This is a genomic window from Microcoleus sp. F10-B2, from assembly GCF_036704965.1.
Taxonomy (GTDB): domain Bacteria; phylum Cyanobacteriota; class Cyanobacteriia; order Cyanobacteriales; family Microcoleaceae; genus Microcoleus.
This window is the reverse complement of the sequence record NZ_JAUBTB010000080.1, coordinates 1-17,001: the sequence shown is the minus strand read 5'-3', so window position 1 is coordinate 17,001 and position 17,001 is coordinate 1. Positions and strand designations below refer to the sequence as shown.

Here is a 17,001-nt window from a genome sequence, read left to right as displayed (position 1 = left end):
GGTCAGGTATTTTCTATCTACCCTTCACCAATGCTGTTGAACTAAGTATTCTAAGCCCAAGCGAGAGGAAAACATCAGAGCGCAAGGTTCTTGCTCTCCGGGTAACAGTCCATGTTCCAGCAGAACTTCAGCTTCAGCTTTACTGCGAATGCCAACCAAACAAGAATGCTCTTCCCACTGACCCGATCGAAAATGGCGATCGGGCATTTCTGTTTGCACCACAAAGACCAAATCAACTTCCCCCGTGAGCGGGTTGCCAGATATGCCAACAAACCGAGTATTCGTGTCATTTAAGGTCATGGCAACATTCACTTCTTCCCACAATTCCCGTTGAGCATCTTGATAAAAATTGATGTCTTGAGATCTAGGAGAAAATGTAGCCCAACCCGCCACAAAATTGAGAACGCCTGTGTAATCCAATGAAGTCGATCGCCTACCAATGTAGACATTACCATCCGCAGTCAGCGGAACCACCGCAACCCCAACTCCCCTAGCAAAATAGGCGTAGGGATCTTGGTAAGTTGTCAGTCCGCGCATCATCAGCTTGAGTGCTTCCAGCGAACTGCGAGTCAAATCCAGACGACAACGCGGGTAGCTAGTGGGTCCAACTTCCAGGGTGAGCGTGTCTTGACTGCGAGACCAGAATCCAGCCACTCCAGCCCCAGACCAGCGGACTTTGCGATCGTCATAGCTTCTGGGTTTAGTACCATCTGCGAGGAGGCCACTACGAATCTGGGGATTAATCACCGCTTCCAAATAAGCATGGAACTGCGTGTCAAGCGGCTCATCATTGAGATTTTGAGGACCATGCCCTTCCCGCACCAGAATTCTGGTTACGCCTGCCACCTCATCGGGATGGATCGAGTGAAGAAAATCGCGACCTGCAATCAGCGCCTCAGATAACGCTTTACCCTGGGGCAAATCTGCCACAGCCGCAACTACCCGATCGCGGCAGGCAAGATATTCGGAGGTTTGGGATAGGGGAGATTCAAGCACTTTTCAATCGCTCGCAAAGCTGATAAAACTGTTGAATTTCGCCGATGATAAAATCTAGTTCTTCATCAGTCAAACTATAAGAGGATGGCAAAGAAATTCCTCGCTCATAAGCAGATGTACTGACGGGATAGGTCATGCTGGGATCGGTCCAGTCTTGATAGCAAGGTTGAAGATGAAGCGGACAGAAAAATAGTCGGGTTTGAATTCCCCGATTTGCTAAATAGTCAGCCAGTTCAGCCCGGTTTTCCGCAAAGAAAGAGGTAAACCAGTGGACGGGCTTACACCGCGGGTCTATAAAGATCGGCTTCAACTGGGGTATACCTGCTAAACCAGCTATGTAAGCTTCATAAATTTGCTGTTTGCGCTTAATAATTGCAGGTAGCTTTCTGAGCTGGGCAACACCAATGGCTGCCTGCATTTCTGTCATGGAAAAATTAAAGCCAATATGTTCGTGGATAAACGTGCCGCGACGCGATCGCCCGTGATTCTTAAGCCGGCGGCAGGTCTGGGCAATAGTATCACTGTCGGTGAGAATAATCCCACCTTCACCGCAGGTAATCGTTTTGTTGCCATAAAATGAAAAGGCACCTGCCTCTCCGTAATAGCCGACATGACGATCGTTGAACTCTACTCCGATCGCCTGTGCTGCATCTTCAATCACCCTCAAATCAAAGCGATTAGCAAAGGCGAGTACCGCATCCATATCTGCACTTTGACCGTACAAATGGACAGGCATAATCCCTTTGGTCTTGTCATTGACCAGCACTGCGGCTGCCTCTAGATCGATGCACAGGGTATCTGCTCTAACTGGGCAAAAGACGGGCTTCGCCCCTGCCATAATCACCGCATTCGAGGAAGCAACAAAAGTCAGGTTGGGAACAATCACTTCATCTCCATGACCGATATCCAGAGCCCTGAGGATGCAGTATAAGGCAGCAGTACCGTTGCAAACAGCAATGGCGTGCTTTGCCCCCGTTAAAGCCCTAATGCCAGCTTCAAACTCCTCTGTCACCTTATTCTCGGTTAAGTAGGTTGATTCCATCACCCGCTTAACTTCTTGCCATTCACTATCGTCAATCCAAGGTTGAATTTGAGGGATCATATCAATGATGTTTCTTTAGAGGCTGTTTGTGAAGTAAATCTTCTCAGTCCTACTTCCTTAAAAGATGAAACAGGGATATGGGAGAATGGATCTACTTAAATCATTTAGGCAATCATTATCCCTCTTTTGTGACTTTCGGTAGATTATTTTCTGGAACTAATGGTTTGTCAATACTCAGGACAGTTTTTTCTACGAGGCGGTAAGCTTGACAGGGCGGTCATCCTAGTATTCGCCGATTTATTTGCTTGTTAGGATCGTCAATTAAATAATTTCCCTTTTTTCTTGTGGGATGGGCTCTCGTAGCCCGTCCCCGATAGACGGGCGGGACGCCCATCCCACAACAGTCATGAAAAGTGGATTTTATTTAATTCTCATCCCTTAGCTCCCGAGCAGATTTTGATTAAAATGGTTGCACTTATGAAGGCTCTGGCTTTGGGCCGCTAAAACCCCCCAAGATTTTGTCCGGACTATTGGTTTGTAAGGCTTTCGCCTGGCGAAGAATAAATTATTGAGAATGGCTAAAATCCAGAGACCGCAAGGCGAAAGCCTTTTTTTACGGTCAAAGTAACCAAAAAGGGATTATGATATTATCCGATCGACGGTTCAACACTGACAGTAGCATCCATCCATGCTGGCAAGTCTTTTCACGATCCGCAGCGATCGTGATGGTTTAGGTACTATAAGCTGTTGCGGCATTTAAATTGTCTGTCAAAAAACAATTCCCCGTCTTGTGGGGTGGGCTCTCGTAGCCCGCAGAGAATATACAATTTAAATGCGCGACAGCTTACCAAATCCTGAGCGAAGAAATCTTGCTCTTTTTATTGATTCTAATTACCCATGACCGTAATGTCTCATTCTCCTTGGTGGAAGTCTGCTGTTATTTATCAGACTTATCTACGCAGCTTTCAGGACTCGAACGGAGATGGCATCGGTGATATCCGTGGCATTATCCAGCGACTGGATTATTTAGAATGGCTTGGGATAGATGCCATCTGGGTGACACCATACTATCCCTCTCCAATGGCCGATTTTGGTTATGATGTTAGCGACCATACAAATATCGATCCCGTCTTTGGAACCCTTTCAGATATAGATAGTTTGATACGACATTTGCACGATCGCAATCTCAAGGTCTTGATTGACTTTGTTGCCGCCCATACTAGCGATCGACATCAGTGGTTTATTGAATCCCGCAGTTCCCGTTCTCATCCCAAGCGAGACTGGTACATATGGAAAGATCCAAAGCCAGATGGTAGCCTTCCCAATAATTGGCTGGGACGTTTCGACGGGCTTTCTGGCTGGGAATGGGACGATCGAACAGGGCAATACTATCTACACTCGTTTCTCAAGGAACAGCCAGATATCAATTGGCGCAACCCCGATGCCAGACAGGCGATGTTGGATGTACTGCATTTTTGGTTGCAGCGAGGGGTGGATGGAATTCGAGTTGATGCGGCCTATCGCGCTTACAAGGATTTGCAGTTTCGAGATAATCCCGTGAATCCCGACTGGCATCCCGGCATGGAACCATCCGATCGCCTGTTTGAAGTCTTTAGCAAAAATATACCGGAAATTCACGATTTCAATCGGATGCTGCGGACGCTGGTAGATGGGTATGGCGATCGGCTTTTGATTGCTGAGCTATACAAATCACTAGAAGAAATAGTTAAGCACTACGGAGCAAATGACGAATTTCATTTACCGCTCAATTCCGAATTGATGTCATCTGATTTGCAGTGGAGTGCTGAGTCCGTCCGAGAAATTGTCGATCGTTACGAGAGACTGCTACCTGAAGGTGCATGGCCCAATTGGTCATTGGGTAATCATGACAAGCATCGCGTCGCCAGCAGAATTGGGATTCATCAAGCCAAAATCGGCATGATGTTACTGCTCACCCTTCGCGGTACACCAACGATCTACTACGGAGAGGAACTCGGAATGGAGGATGCCTGGATTCCCTCCGAACACATCCAAGATCCTTGGGAAAAAAAAGCTCCCGGTATTGGGGTGGGACGCGATCCTGAGCGCACGCCGATGCTCTGGGATGACTCTGCTAATGCGGGCTTCTGTTCGGCATCAGTCCAGCCTTGGTTGCCGATCACTCATGACTGCAGGAATATCAATGTCAAGGCCCAGAAGCATGATTCTCGGTCATGTCTCTCATTCACCCAGGCACTTTTGCGCTTGCGTCGGCAACAACAGGCACTGCAGCTTGGTGACTACATTTCTTTATACTCACCATCACAGCTTTTCTGCTACCGACGCTTTGACGAGACATCGAATCTCGTTGTGGCATTGAACTTCAGTTCCCAATACCAGGAATGGATATTACCAGTGGAGTTTCGTAGCCAGTCAAAAGTTCTCCTCTCTACATTCATGGATCGTCAGGGAGGGCAACTGGGACACACCCTTGAGCTACGAGGAAATGAAGGTCTAATCATCGAACGCAGCCATCAATCGTAATCAAGGAGAAAAAAGGAGAAAAAATGATTTATTAATCTGTTTCGCATATAATCACGAAAGTTTTGCAGTCCTCATCCCGTCCATTTATTTCTACTCCTGTTTCTTATGATTACTACTGAACGCACGATCGTTTTCTCCACAAAGCATCAAGCAACCATGAAAGATCAGATCACACCAGATATGGGTAAAGATCCGGTTTTCATGGATTTATTTGAGCAGGTAAAGCCTTATACAATGACCAGCGTAGAGGCTCTCTTTGCCCTTTATACATCGGTGAACTACGTCCTCGATCGCAACATACCTGGCGATATTGTGGAATGCGGCGTTTGGAGAGGAGGAAGTGCTTTACTAGCTGCCTTGATTATGAAAGCGCGAAACGTTAGCGATCGCAAACTGTATTTATATGACACATTTCAGGGTATGCCAACTCCCACCGAATTTGACGTGGACAAATATGGGCGTACTGGCTTTGAAATGATGGAGCAATATGGGGACGACATTGGTTGGTGTTACGCTTCATTGGCAGATGTTCAAGCAGCTTTCTCCGTCCATAATTTTGATTTTGAGATTCATTTTGTGCCAGGAGACGTTCTGGAGACGTTAAAAACGACTAAGCCAGAAACCATCTCTGTTCTGCGTCTAGATACCGACTGGTATGAATCCACAGCCGTTGAGTTTCAACTGCTATATCCTCGACTCTCCACAGGAGGCGTTCTGATCGTTGATGATTATGGCTGTTGGGCAGGATCGCGCAAAGCTACGGATGACTATTTTAGTGGAGTTCCAGGGCCAATGTTAATCCGCATTGATAAGGAAGTACGCCTTGCGATTAAGATTTAGATCGATGACTTCCCAGTAAACCATTGGGTTAAGTGAATTTGCAACCCTTATCCTGTCAAAATATTCCTCCTTGTCCTTATTGTTATGAGTACTGAGCGCACGATCGTTTTCTCCACAAAGCATCAAGTAACTATCAAGGATCGAGTCACACCAGATATTGACAAAGATCCCGTGTTCTTGGAACTATTTGAGCAAGTACTTCCTTACACAATGACCAGTAAAGAAGCACTCTTTGCCCTTTATACCTCGGTGAACTATGTCCTCGATCGCAACATACCTGGAGATATTGTCGAGTGCGGCGTTTGGAGAGGAGGAAGTTCTTTACTAGCAGCCTTGATTTTGCAGGCGCGAAAGGTTAGCGATCGTAAATTATATCTGTACGATACCTTTAATGGTATGACAGCCCCAACCGAAATTGATGTGGACAAACGGGGAAATGTCGGCTTTGAAATGATGGAGAAATATGCCGATAACATTGGCTGGTGTTACGCTTTATTGGAAGAAGTTCAAGCAACTTTCTTTGCCCATAATTTTGAGTTTGAGATTCATTATGTACAAGGAGACGTTCTGGAGACATCGAAAACAACTAAGCCAGAAACTATTTCTGTGCTGCGTCTAGATACCGACTGGTATGAATCCACAGCCGCTGAGTTAGAGCAGTTCTATCCTAGACTCTCCACAGGTGGTGTGCTGATTATTGATGATTATGGGGCTTGGGCTGGATCGCGCCAAGCTACTGATGAATACTTTAGTAAAGTCCCAGCACCCATGCTGAAACGCATTGATAAGGAAGTGCGTCTTGGAATCAAGATTTAGACTTATGTTTAAACAAGACAATCAAAACCAACTCGCCACAGTAAAAACCTTAATTAAAGATGTTTTACTCTGTGAGGAAGTCATTGCCTTTCCTCTAGATGTCAGAATGGGAAAAGACATTGGGGGGTTAATTGATAGGGAGTGTTTCCAGCTAATTGAGGAAGCGATCGATCGAGATTATTGGAATGATCCCTATCAAGAAATGCCCAAGATTGACAAGAAAGAAGACTTCGGTACACAAATTCCTAGTATCGAGGAACTTGTTTTTTTCGGTGGCAGGCTAAACGATCACTTTGGACATTTTTTACTCGAATCCCTTAGTCGTCTATGGGCTTATGAAGCATTTAGACAGTTCGATCCATATATATTTTTTTATACCCCTTGGGGTATGCCTGATTATTTAGAAAAAAATAACTATATTTATCAGGTTTTATCGGGTTTCCAAATCCCTCACCAAAAATTAATTTTTACCGATCGTCCGATTCGATTGAGAAAAGTTATCATTCCCTGTCAAAAATATGGTCGTTATAGTGACATCAAGAATCCTGAACCTATTTTCTTGGACTTCCTCAAAAAATTTCAATTTCCACAGGTTAAACCTACAGGTTTTGAAAACGTAGATAAAATTTATGTATCTCGGTCTAAATTACCAGCTAATATGGGTAGAATTATTGGGGAATCACTTTTTGAAGAATATCTTATTTCTCAAGGTTACAAAATATTTAACCCGGAAAAATTTGAGTTTTTTGAGCAATTAACAGTATATCAAAACGCTAACAAAATCATTTTCAGTGGAGGAAGTGCTGCCCATGCTTGTCTTCTCCTGCCAGATTTACAAGCTGATGTCTCAGTAATTTTTAGATGGCCGGGGAGTAACTCTCGTTGGGATGAAGTTCGTCAAGGGATCGCCGATCAATTTCGTGCCTACGGAAAAGAAGTCTTATCGGTGGATACCGTGAAAGGACAGTATAGATTTGGGCTTGATCCGTGGTCTGGTTTATCAAATATCGATTGGTATCAAGCCAGCATTCTGCTACAAAAAGAAGGGTTTGTCACTCAGCCTTTCTATCAATTTCAGGAAATCAATGAGCGTGACTTAGCAAAAGGTTATCTTGAGACTTATATCAAAGAAATAGCCAACCGTTCGGAGTTTATTGACTTTATGATCGGTCTTCAATATCTAACAGAGGGACACTGAGTGTCAAATCTCCTCTTTTCAAGCTCGCGGACGTAAAATTCCTCAAGTTGTTGGATGTGATTCTTGATGTCGTATTGTTGGGCACAGAGAAAGGCGTTGTTAACGATGTTTTTTCTCAGCCACGCATCGCTTAAAAGTGCTAATATCCCCTGGGCAATTTGATCGCTGTTCTTGTAATCAACAACCCAGGCATTCTCTTTGTGTACAGCACGATCCAAAGCGCAACCTGCAAGCGTAATCACAGATGGAACTCTAGAAAGCATTGCTTCTACATATACCAGGCCGAATGTCTCTTGAAAAGGATTGGTAGGCACATGGACAAAAACATCAAACAATTTGAACAGAGCAAAAAGATCCTCTTCAAATGGGATTTCAACATAGCTATCCTGGGGTAATTCCGCCAACTTGTCTGTGATGCTGATAATATCCTCGTATTGAGGCGCAACGATGTCTTCTTTACGCGCATTACGAATTTGCTCCTCCAGGTTGGCACGATTTGTATGTGTCCCTGAAAGAACTAAGATTGCATTGGGATAAGCTTCGAGAACCTGCTTGTGTGCTTCAATGACGTATTCAACTCCTTTCCATTTGACATACCTCGCAGCTACACCAATAACAGGGCCGTGATGATTTGCTAGATACTTAGAGCGCAATTGCTCAATACGCGAAGTCTCTACATTCTCAAATTCACTGATATCAAATCCCATTGGTATAACTTTGATTTTATGCTCGGGGATGCCGTCTTCTATCATCCCTTGCTTGCATGAGTTGGTAGCACCAATAATATTGGTGGCACATTCCCATATCAAGCGATGCTTGCTGGGAGCATGACGCGAATAGTATTTAATCGAAGGATGTTCCCTGCTGAAGATTCGTACTGGAACATGGGCGTAATAAGCAGCTTGCATTCCAGCTAAGCTGCCGGCGAACCAATGAGTCTGAACAATATCGGTCTGATTTTTAATCAAGTGTTCATAGATAAATTTAACTATCTCTGGGGTATTGCTATAATCCTGATAGGAAGCAACCGTGCAAGGAACATTAATCTGGCTTAAAAAGGAGATCATAGGATCGCCTTCATTAAGAATGATATAGTCAATTGCGAACTTACTCTTATCGATACATTTGGCGACCAATTCAAAGGGAACCCAACGAATATGGTGCGTGAAGATATAGGTAATTTTAATTCTTTGCTCTGCTATGGCCATAAATGTGGAACTGGTAGTCTTTGTATAGGTGATTGGGTATTTGGATGTTCTAGCCCACTCTGGCTGAGATAGGATCTAGAACTAGCAAAAGTCTTCCTCTTGCAATCTACTGAAGCCGTTCAGTCACGGGACAATCTAGTTATTCTGAATTTTACCAGAAGATGGACAATGTGAAGTTAAATCTCCACTGAAATCGACATTCCTGTTTAAAAGAAATCTCCTGGCGGCATCTTGGGAAATAGTAAAAGAATATCTGCCGGGTATTCAGGTAGAATAATTGAAGGGTTCAATGAGGATTTGGGATCAACTCTATCTCTTGAGGTAGAGAGAACTTTTCTCCATAACCTGAATATTATGAGCCGCGCTTTAGGTTTCGATGATTCCGGGCAAATTCAGGTTTTTGACGATCGTGTACTGATTGCGAAAATACACGAGTTCGCTGAAGTTGGGATCCTCGTTCCGCAACACTTTGATGATGACGGATTTTTGGTCGTAGAGGCGAGATCCGCGATAAACTAGGGTGCGAGTGCCTGAGTAGATTCGAGCGAGAATTGGATAACCAGTTAGTTTTATCATAGCAACAATTATGTTTTTATTACGATATTTTCTATGGCGATTATAATCTAGTGCCAATCAGATTTTACTTTTGTATAAATACTGAAAAATACAACTAATTTCCCAGGCAGCAAATAGCTAACAGCTAACAGTTAACTGTTAACAGTTAACTGTTAACCTAATTCAGTTAACCTAATTCATTCTGGCTTTCAAGGCATCTCGCGCTTGTTCTCGATCGTCAAAATGGACTTTTTCGGTACCCAAAATTTGATAATCTTCGTGTCCCTTTCCTGCAATCAGCACGCCATCTCCCGGTTTAGCGTCCATAATAGCAGTGCGAATTGCAGCGGCTCGATCGCACATCACGACCGGCTTTACTGCGGCGGGAATTCCTGCTAAAACATCCTCCAAAATGCGATCGGGATTTTCCGTGCGCGGATTGTCGGAAGTAACAACAGCTAAATCGGCTAATTCTGCCACAATTTTACCCATGATCGGGCGCTTAGTGCGATCGCGATCGCCGCCGCAGCCAAACACGCAAATCATCTGACCCGGAATAAACGGCCGCGACGCCTTCAACAAGTTCTCCAAACTGTCGGGAGTGTGCGCGTAATCGACAATAACGCTAATATCTTGTTCCGGGCTAATTTGCACCCGTTCCATCCGTCCCGGAACTCCCGAAAACTGAGATAATTTCTCCACAATTGCGGACAAATCTAAACCCAATTCTAAAACAGCACCGACAGCAGCCAACATATTTGATAAATTGAACTGACCGACTAAAGGCAAAACAAAAGCCGTTTCGCCCTTGGGGGTGTGCAGAATTCCCTTAACTCCATTCGGCTGATACTCCAAATCTGAAGCATACAAATCGGCCGTTTTGTCGCTAGTGCTATAACTCCAAACTGTTTCAGATTTGAGATTTTCAACTATCCGCTTCCCGTAGGGGTCGTCAATATTAACTACAGCGCGATTTTTGAGGTAATCCGAACCAAACAAAAGCGATTTAGCCTCAAAATAATCTTCCATATCGCGGTGATAATCGAGATGGTCTTGAGTCAAGTTGGTAAATACAGCAACTTCAAAACTACACCCCAAAACTCGCTGCTGCGCTAGGGCGTGGGAACTGACTTCCATCACGCCGTGTTTGCATCCGGCGACTACAGCTTCTGCTAATTGCTTTTGCAGGTCAACTGCAAAAGGTGTGGTGTAAAGTGCAGTTTGTTGGAAGCCCGGCCAGCGAGTGTAAAGCGTGCCAAAAAGCGCCGTCGGCAACTGCATTTCATTGAGCAAAAATTCGATTAAATGAGTTGTTGTAGTTTTTCCGTTAGTCCCGGTAACGCCGACAAGTTTTAATTGGCTAGCTGGATTGCCGTAAAAAGCAGTTGCTATTTGACCGCAAACTTGAGCCATATCGGCTGCTGCGATGACGCAACTACCCCCGTCTTCGGAAGGTGTTTTCTCGGCTGCTTGGGTGGAAATTACGGCGGCAACTGCACCAGATTCGATCGCACTTTGCCAAAAATCTCCCCCATCAACCCGAGTTCCCGGCATTCCCAAAAACAAATCGCCCGCCTGACAAGCGTGGGAATTAGTGGATAAACCCTTGACTTCGGCATCGAGGGCGGGGTGTTTGGCGTCAAAGGAAATGTTGGGAACTGCTGCTAATAATTCTCTCAATTTCATCGGAAAAACTCCTCGCTTGAATGTCTTGAATATGACTGGCGGAACACATTGTTTGAGCCAATCTCTACAGGTTTTTGCAGTGCGCGGTGCAAACCATAAGTTTTTTTTATGCGCGCTGTAAAATCTCTCGGCCTAGAGTAAGCTGCACACCGAGCACCCCGAGGTCAGGATTAAAACCTGAGTTTTTGGGTAAATCGTATTATTGTGACGGATCGATTTGCAAATATTTCTGTAACATTTGCTCCAATTGGGCGACACTACAGCGGGGAGAAGGACGGGGCAACAGTTCTTCAGCAGAGAATGCAGCCTCGCCAGCAGAATTTGTTGGCTGGGGCTGCACTTTAAACAAAACTGGAACTTCGTACTGATAAGCTTGAAACCAGTCATCGCGTTCGGTAATATCTCTGACTTCGAGTTGAAAGTTCAGGCTTTCAATCTGTTCGAGTTTTTCTTGCAACCCTTCGCACAAGTGGCAGCCGGGTTTGCTGTACAAAATCAATCGCATCATAAGAGTACAATTAGACTTGATATTAAATTCTCGAACGTGCGATCGCCAGTGGGCGAACCCAACGCGAGTAAGACGCAACTCACGGCTTTATTGGTCGCAATGCGCGATCGAAGTTATCTTAGCATTGGCAGCCAACAGATTACCGCGCTTGACTATCTCTTTCTTCTCTTCCTCTGTGCCCTCTGCGCCTCTGCGGTTAAAAAATAAATCTAGTTCATAAATGAAAGAGTTAAATTTATTCACACCACCTAATTGTCAAATTACAATTGACTAATAAATCAATCTTTAGTATAGTATATAAATAGCCCTACATAAAGGAGGCAGTATGGACTGCACCGAATACGCCGAAGCCAAGCGAAAAGCAGCCAAAAAAATTAGCGCCGACATTCGAGAACGCTGGAACAATCGCATCGTCACGCGAGGATTGCACTTGATGGGAGAAGCGGGGGCCGTGCAGTATTTAGCTGATTACGGGCGCGGAATTGGTACGGCAAAAGTTATTGGTTTTGCACTGTGCGCGGAGTCGGAAGGATACCCGGAAATCGCGCTCGGCTTTTGGAAAAAAGCGTTTGAGTTAGAAACCGGAGAAAAGCCGATCGCCCTCAATACTCCAAACAATTCTACCGCCGATTTCGCTCCTGCTAAACAATCAACTTCCGCCCCAAAAATAGAAACTGCCAACAATCCCATTGTTGCCGAATTGCCGCCGCACTTGCAGCCGGGAAGGATTGTCACGATGCAGCCAGTTGACGCGCCGAGCGATCGTTCTTATTATATCGAAAATCCCGATTATTGGGGGCAGCCGAAGCGCGACGGCAATCGAGTAGTGGTCATTGCGACGCCAGATAAAGTATACTACCAATCGCGATCGACTAACCTGCGGCAACAGGCATCGGTTGAGATCGATCGCACATTAATCGACACAGCCGCTAAAATTGGCACCTTTGTTTTAGACGGCGAACTGTATTACAAAAGCTGTACGGGCAGCGAACACCGCACCGGCGCGCAAGCTGCTACAGTTAATATTGAAAGCGGTTTTCCCACAATCCAGCCCAGCGCAATTTATGCCATTTTTAAAAGTTTGTTTTTCAAAGGCAATGATTTAACTACCGTGGCAGAATCCGAACGAATTGCAGCCGGAGTTGAAGTTGGCGAAATGCTGGCTAATTTATCCCCGGCCTTTGAAGTTGTACCGACATTTCGCACCGCAGCCGAAAAACTCGTCCTGGCAAATCAGCAGGAATCTGAAAATAAAGAAGGCGAAGTTTGGGTGTTGCACAACTGCCAGTATGTCGGCGGCAAAGATGTTAAGAAATATCCGATGGTGAGAACTAAATACTGTCAAGAACACGATTTGTTTATTGTGGGTTTGACGGCGACAAAAGTTGCGGGGCGGCCGTTTAGCGCCGTCAAAGTAGCGCAAGAAATTGATGGCAAATTAGTGCCAGTAGGAACAGTGGGAACGGGTTTTAGCGGGGAGGAAATGCAGGAAATTGCCCGACTCTACGAGGCTAACCCCAAAAGTGTCAAAATTAAAGTGCGATCGCAGGGTTTGACAGAAAGCGGCAAACTGTGGCACGCACGATTTTTGGAATTTTGTTGAATTTGTAGGGAAACGGCACTGCCGTCTCCCACCCGGGGATGCGATTATTAACCAATAGTGTCAAATAAAAATATCGGAGGAAACATCAATGTTTGTTAGCAAAAATAATTTTTACATTTCCCCTGAAGAGTACCTAGAAGGCGAACGAGTAAGCCCGATCAAACACGAATACAGACGCGGACACGTTTATGCAATGACCGGGGCAAAAAAACCTCATATTGTTATTTCAGTAAATTTAGCAAGTTTGCTTAACAATCATCTCCGCGAGAGTTCCTGCTTAGTTCTTTCATCAGATATAAAATTACGACTGGAAGAGGCAAATTGTTATTACTATCCTGATGTAGCGGTGACTTGCGACGAAAGAGATACAAGTTCCACCGAAGACTTCATTCTCTATCCATCTCTAATTATTGAGGTGCTATCTCCCTCAACTGCATCTTTTGACAGGGGCGATAAATTTGCCGATTACCAAACTTCTCCGAGTTTGCAAGAATACGTACTCATCACTCAATCTGAGATTAAAATTGAATGTTTTAGACTCAATGCTGAGGGAAACTGGGTTTCTCAGACTTACGGACAAGGAGATAGAGTAGAATTTGTTAGTGCGAATTTTAGTTGTGCAATTAGCGAAATCTATGAAAAAGTCCCCGGCATCATATTGTGATGTATGAAAAAAACTTTCTTGGGTTCGCAGTCAGGAATGCAAATCCTGCTTCTGAGGACTGAAGTCCTCACTCCGAACCGAAACGATAGCTAACAAATAGAAAAAACAATGATTAAAATTCTTCACCTTTCAGATATTCACATGGGCAGCGGCTTTTCCCACGGGCGGATTAATCCAGAAACTGGTTTAAATACGCGGCTGGAAGACTTCGCGGCGACGCTGAGCAAATGTATGGATAGAGCAATTTCTGAACCCGTAGATTTAGTTATATTCGGCGGCGATGCTTTCCCGGATTCGACGCCTCCACCGTTTGTAAAAGAGGCTTTTGCTTGCCAATTCAGCCGCTTGGTTGACGCCCAAATTCCGACGGTTTTGCTAGTAGGAAATCACGACCAACATTCTCAGGGACAAGGCGGCGCGAGTTTGGGGATTTACCGGACTTTGGGGATACCTAAGTTTATTGTAGGCGATCGCCTGGACACTCACCTGATTCAAACCCGCAGCGGGCCCGTACAGGTGGTAACATTGCCTTGGTTGACTCGATCGACCTTAATGACACGTTCCGAGACTGAAAGCCTGTCTATGGGCGATGTTAACCAATTATTAACCGAAAAACTGACGATCGCAATGGAAGGCGAAATTCGCCGCCTCAACCCCGACATACCAACCGTACTTTTAGCGCATTTAATGGCAGATAAAGCGAGTTTGGGCGCCGAACGTTTTTTAGCAGTTGGCAAAGGTTTTAACATTCCCGTTTCCATGCTAACTCGCCCCTGTTTTGATTACGTTGCTCTCGGTCACGTTCACAAACACCAAAATCTCAATGCTGCCAACAATCCGCCCGTAATTTATCCGGGAAGCATCGAACGAGTTGATTTTAGCGAAGAGAAAGAAGATAAAGGTTTTGTGTTAGTTAATTTGGAACGGGGGAAAGCAGAGTGGGAATTTTGCGCTTTGCCCGTGCGGGTGTTTCAGACTATTAAAGTGAATGTTTCAGAATCGGAAAACCCGCAGGCGGAGTTAGTTAAAGCTATTGGCAAGAAAGAGATACAAGACGCGGTTGTGAGATTGATTTACCAATTGCGATCGGAACAATTGGATTTAATCGACAGCGCAGAATTGCACGCACTTTTGGGCGCAGCGCACAGCTACACAATTCAGCCGGAATTAGTCAGTCAGCTAGCAAGACCGCGGTTGCCAGAATTGAATGCTAATAATAGTATAGAACCGTTAGAAGCTTTGAAAACTTATCTGGCAAGTCGCGAAGATTTGAAAGATGTTGCTGAGAGTATGTTAGAGGCGGCACAGGGTTTGTTGGGCGGCGCCGAGGAAATTTTGGTTGAATTTTAGGTACATCATGACTAATTTGTCTGTGACACTCAAGCATTCAAATGCTGATTTTAAGTTAAACCAGAGGGAATAATGAGAATCAATAAAATTTCTGTCACCAAACTTTTTGGAGTTTTCAACCATGTCATTCCTTTAAATAAGGAAGAAGGAATTACGATTATTCACGGACCAAACGGGTTCGGAAAGACCGTCTTGTTGAGGATGGTTAATGGATTTTTCAACTCGCGCTACTCAGAACTTCGCACTATTCCATTTACAGAGTTCCGGGTAGACTTTGATGATGGCAGCGTTCTGAGAGTGGAGAAACATCTAGAAAATAATAGTGAAAATAAATCAGAAACTAAGTTAATAGTTCACTTCAAAAAAACAGGTTTCAATCGGTCATACAAATTTTCTCCAAGCTTGTTTAAAGAGTCAATAAATCAACTTAAATCTTCATTGAGAATTATAGAAAATTATGTACCAAATCTGAAACAAATAGCAGCGAGAACTTGGTTCTATTTGCCGACTAAGGAACAACTTTCTTTGGAAGATGTTTTGCAGCGATTTGCCAATTTTTTGCCTATTGATCCAACAGAGATTAAGGAAGAAGAGGAGTGGCTATTAAAACTAAAAAAGTCTCTAAATATTCGTTTCATAGAAGTTCAACGTTTATTAAGTTTTTCGGATATTCGCAACTCAGAATTAGAATTATATAGACCCGTCTCAATGATAGCATCTGTAGCGACATATTCTCAAGAACTTGCAAAAAATATCCAAACCAAACTGGCTGAATACGGTACACTATGTCAGTCTATTGACAGAACTTTTCCTGCAAGAGTTGTCAACCAAAAAGTAGCCTCTCATTTAACAGAAGAGACGCTGCACAACAAATTAAGTGAAATAGAGGAGAAGCGTTTTCGTCTGATAGAAGCAGGTCTTTTAGATAAAGACGAAGAACACGACTTTCAAGTAGAAAAAGGAATAGACGAGCGCACCAAAAGCATTTTGTCAGTTTATATTGAAGATGTAGAAAAAAAACTCATGATTTTTCAGGAAATAGCTAATAAAATAGAGCTGTTCAAAAGAATTATTAATACTAGATTTCGCTATAAAAAAATGACCATCCGCAAAGATAAGGGTTTTACCTTTACCACTCCTGACGGCAATCCTTTATCGCCCACAAACTTATCTTCTGGAGAACAGCACGAATTAGTTCTTTTTTACGAACTGTTATTTAAAGTTCAGCCTAACTCGCTAATTCTAATTGACGAACCCGAAGTTTCGCTGCACGTAGCGTGGCAAGTCGAGTTTCTCAAAGATTTGCAAGAAATTATTAAGCTGGCAAACTTTGACGTGCTTGTAGCTACTCACTCTCCAGATATTATCAACGATCGCTGGGATTTGACAGTGGAATTGCAAGAGCCAATTGAATGAGAGAATACATTACACCCGATCGCATTGCGAACAAAATTCGCCTGCTGCGAACTCAACACCCCGGCTCTTTTTTAATCGCTGAGGGAGATACAGATACGCGGGTATGGGAAAACTTGGTACACTCCACAAAGTGTCGTGTAGAGAATGCCTTTAACAAGGATAATGCTGTGAAAGTGCTAAATATCCTTGAACAAGCTAATGTTGCTGGCGTTTTAGCTGTTGTTGATGCTGACTTTGACATATTAGAAAAAACTGTTCCACTCAGTCCAAACTTGCTTTTAACAGATACTCACGATCTTGAAACTATGCTGCTGAAGTCGCCAGCACTGGAAAAGGTGCTTAGGGAACACGGTTCAACAGAAAAAATTGAGCGTTTTGCTCAAGATATCCGCCCGACTTTATTGCAGAGTGCCAAAATTCTTGGTTATTTGCGATGGGCTTCGCTAAAGTTTAATTATTGTTTAAAGTTTGAAGATTTAGCTTTTAATAAATTTGTGGACGATCGCACATTAATATTAAATCCCACATTCCGCAGATGTGGGTCGGATTTCTTTATCAGTTGTGAAAACTTGGAAGCCAAACACTTTTAGGCTGAA

Annotated in this window: 15 protein-coding genes and 1 pseudogene; 9 read left to right on the top strand and 7 right to left on the bottom strand. The window is 44.0% G+C overall.

Going from position 1 to position 17,001, the window contains the following annotated elements; genetic code table 11:
- Positions 1-24: 24 nt before the first annotated feature.
- Together QUA99_RS25025 and QUA99_RS25020 are read right to left on the bottom strand one after the other, a co-directional pair.
- Positions 25-996 carry a hypothetical protein gene (locus tag QUA99_RS25025; RefSeq protein ID WP_333238626.1) on the bottom strand — a complete coding sequence of 324 codons (972 nt, stop codon included), beginning with the start codon at positions 994-996 and terminating at the stop codon, positions 25-27.
- Entirely contained in the window at positions 989-2,098 is a 1,110-nt protein-coding gene (locus QUA99_RS25020; RefSeq protein WP_333238628.1) for a DegT/DnrJ/EryC1/StrS family aminotransferase, read from the bottom strand. The genes QUA99_RS25025 and QUA99_RS25020 overlap by 8 nt, the downstream gene beginning before the upstream one ends.
- Positions 2,099-2,935: 837 nt before the next feature.
- Between QUA99_RS25020 and QUA99_RS25015 the strand changes: the two genes are divergently transcribed.
- The 4 genes from QUA99_RS25015 to QUA99_RS25000 all read left to right on the top strand — a co-directional run bounded on the left by QUA99_RS25015 (position 2,936) and on the right by QUA99_RS25000 (position 7,415).
- Complete coding sequence (locus tag QUA99_RS25015; protein WP_333238629.1) at positions 2,936-4,561, top strand: alpha-amylase family glycosyl hydrolase; 1,626 nt, start codon at positions 2,936-2,938, stop codon at positions 4,559-4,561.
- 234 nt (positions 4,562-4,795) lie between these two features.
- A complete protein-coding gene (locus QUA99_RS25010; RefSeq protein ID WP_333238631.1) occupies positions 4,796-5,401 on the top strand; it encodes a TylF/MycF/NovP-related O-methyltransferase in 606 nt (201 codons plus the stop codon).
- Between the two features lie 84 nt (positions 5,402-5,485).
- Complete coding sequence (locus tag QUA99_RS25005; RefSeq protein WP_333238633.1) at positions 5,486-6,217, top strand: TylF/MycF/NovP-related O-methyltransferase; 732 nt, start codon at positions 5,486-5,488, stop codon at positions 6,215-6,217.
- 4 nt (positions 6,218-6,221) lie between these two features.
- Positions 6,222-7,415 carry a glycosyltransferase 61 family protein gene (locus QUA99_RS25000; RefSeq protein WP_333238635.1) on the top strand — a complete coding sequence of 398 codons (1,194 nt, stop codon included), beginning with the start codon at positions 6,222-6,224 and terminating at the stop codon, positions 7,413-7,415.
- Here QUA99_RS25000 and QUA99_RS24995 read toward each other — a convergent pair.
- From QUA99_RS24995 to QUA99_RS24975, 5 genes and pseudogenes are all read right to left on the bottom strand, one after another.
- Complete coding sequence (locus QUA99_RS24995; RefSeq protein WP_333238637.1) at positions 7,391-8,623, bottom strand: glycosyltransferase family 4 protein; 1,233 nt, start codon at positions 8,621-8,623, stop codon at positions 7,391-7,393. The two genes, QUA99_RS25000 and QUA99_RS24995, sit on opposite strands and share 25 nt — an antisense overlap.
- A 369-nt stretch (positions 8,624-8,992) precedes the next feature.
- Positions 8,993-9,199, bottom strand: a pseudogene (locus QUA99_RS24990) (serine/threonine protein kinase); the annotation flags it as partial.
- A 171-nt stretch (positions 9,200-9,370) separates the two neighbouring features.
- Positions 9,371-10,864, bottom strand: a complete 1,494-nt coding sequence (locus QUA99_RS24985; RefSeq protein WP_333238641.1) for a UDP-N-acetylmuramoyl-L-alanyl-D-glutamate--2,6-diaminopimelate ligase — start codon at positions 10,862-10,864, stop codon at positions 9,371-9,373.
- 199 nt (positions 10,865-11,063) lie between these two features.
- Complete coding sequence (locus tag QUA99_RS24980; RefSeq protein ID WP_333238655.1) at positions 11,064-11,369, bottom strand: glutaredoxin family protein; 306 nt, start codon at positions 11,367-11,369, stop codon at positions 11,064-11,066.
- A 90-nt stretch (positions 11,370-11,459) separates the two neighbouring features.
- Complete coding sequence (locus tag QUA99_RS24975; RefSeq protein WP_333238643.1) at positions 11,460-11,615, bottom strand: hypothetical protein; 156 nt, start codon at positions 11,613-11,615, stop codon at positions 11,460-11,462.
- Positions 11,616-11,697: 82 nt separating this feature from the next.
- On the opposite strand from QUA99_RS24975, the gene QUA99_RS24970 reads away from it, so the two are divergent.
- The 5 genes from QUA99_RS24970 (at position 11,698) to QUA99_RS24950 (ending at position 16,995) form a co-directional block, all read left to right on the top strand.
- Entirely contained in the window at positions 11,698-12,975 is a 1,278-nt protein-coding gene (locus QUA99_RS24970) for an ATP-dependent DNA ligase (protein ID WP_333238645.1), read from the top strand.
- An 88-nt stretch (positions 12,976-13,063) separates the two neighbouring features.
- Positions 13,064-13,639: a Uma2 family endonuclease gene (locus tag QUA99_RS24965; protein WP_333238646.1), complete on the top strand. Its 576-nt coding sequence runs from the start codon at positions 13,064-13,066 to the stop codon at positions 13,637-13,639.
- 108 nt (positions 13,640-13,747) lie between these two features.
- On the top strand, positions 13,748-14,989 hold the full coding sequence (locus QUA99_RS24960) for an exonuclease SbcCD subunit D (protein WP_333238649.1): 1,242 nt from the start codon (positions 13,748-13,750) through the stop codon (positions 14,987-14,989).
- 72 nt (positions 14,990-15,061) lie between these two features.
- A complete protein-coding gene (locus tag QUA99_RS24955) occupies positions 15,062-16,405 on the top strand; it encodes an AAA family ATPase (protein WP_333238651.1) in 1,344 nt (447 codons plus the stop codon).
- Complete coding sequence (locus QUA99_RS24950; RefSeq protein ID WP_333238653.1) at positions 16,402-16,995, top strand: DUF4435 domain-containing protein; 594 nt, start codon at positions 16,402-16,404, stop codon at positions 16,993-16,995. Before QUA99_RS24955 ends, QUA99_RS24950 begins: the two co-directional genes overlap by 4 nt.
- Positions 16,996-17,001 lie beyond the last annotated feature (6 nt).

What these genes read in the sequence shown, in the direction of transcription:
- QUA99_RS24950 (WP_333238653.1), top strand. Translation starts at nt 16,402, where the DNA reads ATGAGAGAATACATTACACCCGATCGCATTGCGAACAAAATTCGCCTG.
- QUA99_RS24955 (WP_333238651.1), top strand. Translation starts at nt 15,062, where the DNA reads ATGAGAATCAATAAAATTTCTGTCACCAAACTTTTTGGAGTTTTCAAC.
- QUA99_RS24970 (WP_333238645.1), top strand. Translation starts at nt 11,698, where the DNA reads ATGGACTGCACCGAATACGCCGAAGCCAAGCGAAAAGCAGCCAAAAAA.
- QUA99_RS24995 (WP_333238637.1), bottom strand. Translation starts at nt 8,623, where the DNA reads ATGGCCATAGCAGAGCAAAGAATTAAAATTACCTATATCTTCACGCAC.
- QUA99_RS25010 (WP_333238631.1), top strand. Translation starts at nt 4,796, where the DNA reads ATGACCAGCGTAGAGGCTCTCTTTGCCCTTTATACATCGGTGAACTAC.
- QUA99_RS25020 (WP_333238628.1), bottom strand. Translation starts at nt 2,098, where the DNA reads ATGATCCCTCAAATTCAACCTTGGATTGACGATAGTGAATGGCAAGAA.
- QUA99_RS24965 (WP_333238646.1), top strand. Translation starts at nt 13,064, where the DNA reads ATGTTTGTTAGCAAAAATAATTTTTACATTTCCCCTGAAGAGTACCTA.
- QUA99_RS24985 (WP_333238641.1), bottom strand. Translation starts at nt 10,864, where the DNA reads ATGAAATTGAGAGAATTATTAGCAGCAGTTCCCAACATTTCCTTTGAC.
- QUA99_RS25005 (WP_333238633.1), top strand. Translation starts at nt 5,486, where the DNA reads ATGAGTACTGAGCGCACGATCGTTTTCTCCACAAAGCATCAAGTAACT.
- QUA99_RS25015 (WP_333238629.1), top strand. Translation starts at nt 2,936, where the DNA reads ATGACCGTAATGTCTCATTCTCCTTGGTGGAAGTCTGCTGTTATTTAT.
- QUA99_RS24980 (WP_333238655.1), bottom strand. Translation starts at nt 11,369, where the DNA reads ATGCGATTGATTTTGTACAGCAAACCCGGCTGCCACTTGTGCGAAGGG.
- QUA99_RS25000 (WP_333238635.1), top strand. Translation starts at nt 6,222, where the DNA reads ATGTTTAAACAAGACAATCAAAACCAACTCGCCACAGTAAAAACCTTA.
- QUA99_RS24960 (WP_333238649.1), top strand. Translation starts at nt 13,748, where the DNA reads ATGATTAAAATTCTTCACCTTTCAGATATTCACATGGGCAGCGGCTTT.